Source organism: Pseudomonas sp. (assembly GCF_050739655.1).
GTDB lineage: Bacteria > Pseudomonadota > Gammaproteobacteria > Pseudomonadales > Pseudomonadaceae > Aquipseudomonas.
On record NZ_JBOIBY010000361.1, the window covers coordinates 1 to 5,196 of the forward strand.

The 5,196-nt window shown below is 56.7% G+C and carries 6 protein-coding genes; all 6 read left to right on the top strand.

Annotated features, from left to right (window positions below):
- A partial coding sequence (locus ACRESJ_RS17335; RefSeq protein ID WP_431758992.1) for a GlxA family transcriptional regulator occupies nucleotides 1–949 on the top strand: 949 nt, incomplete at its 5' end.
- A 345-nt stretch (nucleotides 950–1,294) separates the two neighbouring features.
- Nucleotides 1,295–1,984: an ABC transporter permease gene (locus ACRESJ_RS17340; RefSeq protein WP_431758993.1), complete on the top strand. Its 690-nt coding sequence runs from the start codon at nucleotides 1,295–1,297 to the stop codon at nucleotides 1,982–1,984.
- Entirely contained in the window at nucleotides 1,981–2,976 is a 996-nt protein-coding gene (locus ACRESJ_RS17345) for an ABC transporter ATP-binding protein (protein ID WP_431758994.1), read from the top strand. The genes ACRESJ_RS17340 and ACRESJ_RS17345 overlap by 4 nt, the downstream gene beginning before the upstream one ends.
- A 2-nt stretch (nucleotides 2,977–2,978) precedes the next feature.
- Entirely contained in the window at nucleotides 2,979–3,647 is a 669-nt protein-coding gene (locus ACRESJ_RS17350; protein ID WP_431758995.1) for an ABC transporter permease, read from the top strand.
- The gene (locus ACRESJ_RS17355; RefSeq protein ID WP_431758996.1) at nucleotides 3,644–4,582 is read left to right on the top strand and encodes a glycine betaine ABC transporter substrate-binding protein; all 939 of its coding nucleotides are present in this window, start codon (nucleotides 3,644–3,646) and stop codon (nucleotides 4,580–4,582) included. The genes ACRESJ_RS17350 and ACRESJ_RS17355 overlap by 4 nt, the downstream gene beginning before the upstream one ends.
- A 159-nt stretch (nucleotides 4,583–4,741) precedes the next feature.
- Nucleotides 4,742–5,196 (top strand): amidase family protein (locus ACRESJ_RS17360; protein WP_431758997.1); only part of this gene is annotated, 455 nt, incomplete at its 3' end.

Genomic DNA, 5,196 nt, shown 5'->3' on the forward strand with positions numbered 1-5,196 from the left:
CAAGCGAATCGGGCTGCTCATTCTCCCTCAGTTCTCCATGATGGCCCTGGCGGGTGCCAGCGAGCCTTTGCGCGCGGCCAATCGGCTGTCCGGCAAGACGCTTTATGAGTGGACCCTCCTCACTGAATCGGGTGGGCCGGTCAGCTCCAGCAGTGGTATCGAGATCCAGACCGTACCGGTTGATCAGGCCCCGGAACTGGATCGCGTTTTTGTCCTGGCGAGCCTGGATATCGAACGTCAGAAACCACCGAAAATGCTGCGCTTCCTGCGGCTCGCAGCGTCCCGCGGGATCACCGTAGGTGCACTGAGCACTGGTACCTTCATCCTCGCACGCGCCGGGTTACTGGAAGGAAAGCGCTGCACCTTGCACTGGGAGTCCATCGGTCAATTTTCGGAGGAATTCCCCACGATCGAAGTCACCAAGGAACTATACGTCAATCATGGTAACCGCTGGACGTGTGCTGGGGGGACGGCGGCCATCGACCTTATGCTGGCACAGATCGCGCTCGATTTCGGTAACCAGCTCGCGGCGAGCATCGCCGAGCAATTTCTGCACGCCAGGATAAGGGCGCCGGAAGAACATCAGCGGATGTCGATTCAATGGCGGTTCGGCATTCATGATCGCAGGCTGACGGCCGCCATCGCCTTCATGGAGAACAATCTGGAGAACATCGTCGGCATCGAAATGATCGCCGACCGGTGCAATCTGTCCCACCGTCAACTCGAACGGCTGTGGCATCAGCATTTCGGCATGACGCCGAAGAAATTCTACCTGGAACTCAGATTGAGCGAAGCACGCCGATTGCTGCGTGAAAGCACCCAGCCCATTGCGTCCATTGCCTACAGCTGTGGGTTCGTCTCAGCGTCACATCTGGGTGCTGCTTACCGTCGTGTCTGGGGATGTACGCCCGGTGAAGAGCGGCGGAAATTTGATGATGCTCACTCCTGAATTTCAGTCACTGAGTGCATGGGTCAACAAAGCTAATCCCCTGAAAAACCTCTGAGCCAATCTGCTCTACAAAATCCCATAGCAAGCTAATGACTCGGCCCGACAGGCGGTGCGCTCTGGCAAGCCTTGGTCATTTGGCGATCCCGCGTACTTCCGTCTTCAATCGACGCTGCGCCTTGCATTGCGCATTGGTTTGCTGCGTGACGTCGTTTTTTTGATAGAAATCGTCGAACTCGAAGCTCAGAGTGCCTACAGTCGCGCGGTAATGTTTCCAACAGATCCGGCGTTCAATTCCAGATGCGCGACCGACAAAAACAACAATGACGTACAGAAGGCATAACAACCATGGAAACCTTGAGTTTCATTCTGGAAAACGGTGGGCTGATCAGTCTGCTACTCATGCAGCACCTTCTCATCGTGGCGGTAGCGGTGGGTTTGGCGATTCTGACCGGCGTGCCTGTCGGGATCGCGATCTCCCAGCACCCCAGAACCCGCCGTTGGGTCCTAGCCTTCGCCGCGGTCCTGATGACCATTCCCTCCGCCGCGCTGTTCGGGCTGATGATTCCGGCCCTATCGCTGATTGGTTACGGGATCGGCGTCGTGCCGGCGGTCATTGCGCTGTTTCTCTACTCCCAATTGCCCATCATCCGCAACACCACCACGGCGATCTCCAACATCGATCCTGCCTTGCGCGAAGCGGCGATCGGCATGGGCATGTCGACCTGGCAACGATTGTGCAAGGTTGAGCTGCCGATTGCGGTCCCGTTGATCATGGCGGGCGTGAGAATGGCGACCGTCATCAACATCGGCATCGCAGCCATCGCGGCCTACATCGGCGCCGGCGGCTTGGGCAGCCTCATCATTCGCGGCATCGCACAATCGGATACCCGACAGCTGTTAGCTGGCGCGATCGTCATCAGTGTCATCGCTATTGCGGCCGATTACGCGTTGTACGGCTTGCAGCGCCTCCTGACTCCAAAAGGCTTGAACAAGAACAAAATGGCCACCGGCCGAATGAAGGAAGCCACGACGTGATCCAGATCGAAAACCTGAACAAGCAATTCGGCTCAATCACTGCAGTAGAAGATGTCTCATTCAATGTTGAAGAGGGGCAGATCTGCGTACTGCTTGGGCCGTCGGGCTGCGGTAAAACCACGACGCTGAAAATGATCAACCGACTGATCACGCCTACCTCCGGCACGATCAGAATTGGTGGTCGCGACACGTCCGAATTGGACAGCGTCACCCTCAAACGTTCCATCGGCTATGTGATCCAGCAAGTAGGCTTGTTCCCGAACATGACCGTCGAGGAAAACATCTGCGTCGTCCCTAATCTGTTGGGCTGGGACAAAACCAAGAGCCGCAAGCGCGCCGCGGAATTGCTTGAAGTGGTGGCACTGGATCCGTCCAAATTCCTCAAACGCTACCCGTGCGAACTATCGGGTGGCCAGCAGCAGCGAGTAGGGGTGGCCCGGGCCCTGGCAGCGGATCCGCCCGTGATGCTGATGGACGAGCCCTTTGGCGCGATCGACCCCATCAACCGGGAAGTGATCCAGGACGAGTTCATGCGCATCCAGCGCCTTGTCAACAAGACTGTCCTGTTTGTCAGTCACGACATCGATGAAGCGGTGAAGATGGCGGACTGCGTCGCCCTGTTCCACAACGGAAAAATCCAGCAATTCGGTAGCTCGGATGATCTGCTGGCCCGACCCAACAGCGAGTTCGTGGCCAACTTCATGGGTGGCGACCGGATCATGAAGCGCCTGCGTCTGCTGCGCGCGGCTGACGTGGCCAGCAAGGTCCCACCACGGGAACACATGCAGATCGTTGGCGGCAACAGTGGAGTATCGCACTCGCACCTGATCGTCAAGCCTGGGGATGACCTGCGCCAGGTGCTTTCGCAATTGCTGGGTCGCGGCCAGGACTGGGCACTTTGCAACGACAGCGACGGACGCTTTATCGGCTATGTCCACCAAGCCGACATCCTGGCGCGACTTGTTGAAAACATTACTCCGGTGGTGCATTGAAGATGTCTGACTTACTGATCAGATTGTGGGAAGGGCTGCAGTTTTACTGGGGCGACATCAGCTACCTGACGGTCCAGCATCTGCAGATCGTGGCGGTCAGTGGGGTCCTCGCCTTGGTCATCGCGCTTCCGTTGGGCGTCTGGATGAGCCGTCCGGCGAACCAACGTTACGCCATGGCTAGCATGCAAGTCCTTAACGTAGGGCAGGCGATCCCCAAACTCGCATTGCTGGCGCTGGCCATGAGTTTCATGGGTGTCGGAAGCGGCGCGGCCATCATCGGGTTGTTTGTCGCGACGTTGTTGCCCGTGGCAGTCAACACCTATGAAGGCTTGCGCGCAGTGCCGCAGCACCTGGTCGAAGCGGCCGAGGCTATGGGCATGACACCACGGGAAACGCTGTGGAAAGTCGAAATTCCGAACGCGATGAACGTGATTTTCGCGGGCATCCGCACGGCGCTGGCGATCAACGTCGGTACCGCGCCGCTTGCCTTCCTGGTCGGTGGCGGCGGGCTTGGCGAGTTGATCTTTACCGGGATCGATTTGAACGACTTCGGCATGATGCTAGCCGGTGCGGCAGCGACCGCGCTGTTGGCGATTGCGGTCGATCTGGGCTGCGGCTTGATTCAAAACATTGCAGTGTCACGGGGCTTGAGGTTGGCCGGGCGCGAATGAATCTGAAGACCATAGACAAAACCAATAATATGAGGTGCACGATGATTTATAGAATGCTAGCCAGTCTGATCTTTACCCTGAGCCTTGTTTCCGGTGTTGTGGGCAGTGCTTCTGCCAACAGCACGATTGTAGTCGGCGGCAAGAAGTTTACCGAGCAGCAATTGGTTGCCGAGATGACCGCACAACTCCTGCGCGCAAATGGCTACAGTGTCGATAAACGCTCGGACCTGGGTTCTTCCGTATTGCGCGCGGCGCAAGAGAATGGTCAGGTCGATGTGTACTGGGAATACACCGGCACTTCACTGATTACTTACAATAAAGTCACGGACAAGCTCAACGCTGACGAAACGTACAAGAAAATCAGCGAGCTTGATGCGCAGAAAGGCATCACCTGGTTGAACCCTTCCAAGGCCAACAACACCTATGCCTTTGCTATGCGCAAGGAAGAGGCGGAGAAGGACGGAATCGCCTCGATCAGCGATCTTGCGAAGAAGATCGAAACAGGCAAGTCCTATAAGTTTGCCTCCAATGCTGAGTTCTTTTCCCGGCCTGATGGCCTGCGTCCTTTGCAAGAGACATACAAGTTTGAATTTGAGCGCAAGAACATCGTCCGCATGGACGGCGGGCTGACCTATCAGGCGCTTAGAGACGGGCAGGTCGATCTGGCCTTGGTCCTGTCGACGGATGGGCGGATTCCGGCCTTCGGCTTTGTGGTACTGAAAGACGATAAAGGCTTCTTCCCCAGCTACGCGCTGACCCCAGTGATTCGCACTGAAGTGTTTAAAGAGAATCCGAAGATCGGCGAGTTGCTCAACGCCCTGTCGTCCAAGCTGGATGACGACACCATCGCGGGCCTCAATTCCCGGGTCGATGTCGGCCGTGAATCCATCGAGAGCGTGTCCAAGGAGTTTCTGCAAAAGAACCAGCTGCTTTAGTTAATCCGCGGTGGCGTTGAAGTCACCCGGTTTGATCATGACTGTCCAGGCCAGCTGCATATAGCTGGCCTCTTTTATCCTGCTTAGTTGTGACGCTCAACCCAATCGCTTGGGGCGTGAGCTCATTCCGTTCGTCTGTACTTATTAGGGGCGTTACCCATGCAGTTGAATAAAAATTTGGTGGTCTGTTCGTTTCTCGTACTGACGGCAAGTGCTCAGGCGGATGACGGTATCGACCGCATGACCCTCGCCGATATGCGTCATGCGTTGAATAACGGGACCATCAGTTCCGAGCATTTGGTGCAGCACTATCTGGATAACATTCAGGCGAACAATCACCAGGGCGAAAACATCAATGCGCTGGTGACCGTCAATGAACAGGCGATCGATCAGGCCCGCAAGTGGGATGCTGAACGGGCGAAAAATCCCAATGCCAAATACGCACCGCTGGCCGGCATTCCGTTCGTGGTGAAGGACAACTTTGACACCGCCGGCATGGTCACCTCCGGTGGGTCCTACGTTCTGCGTTCGTCTGTGCCGAGCCAGGATGCCTTCACCGTCAAGAAGCTGATCGACGGGCAGGCGATTCTCCTCGGCAAAGCCAACCTCTCGGA

What these genes read in the sequence shown, in the direction of transcription:
- ACRESJ_RS17340 (WP_431758993.1), top strand. Translation starts at nt 1,295, where the DNA reads ATGGAAACCTTGAGTTTCATTCTGGAAAACGGTGGGCTGATCAGTCTG.
- ACRESJ_RS17350 (WP_431758995.1), top strand. Translation starts at nt 2,979, where the DNA reads ATGTCTGACTTACTGATCAGATTGTGGGAAGGGCTGCAGTTTTACTGG.
- ACRESJ_RS17355 (WP_431758996.1), top strand. Translation starts at nt 3,644, where the DNA reads ATGAATCTGAAGACCATAGACAAAACCAATAATATGAGGTGCACGATG.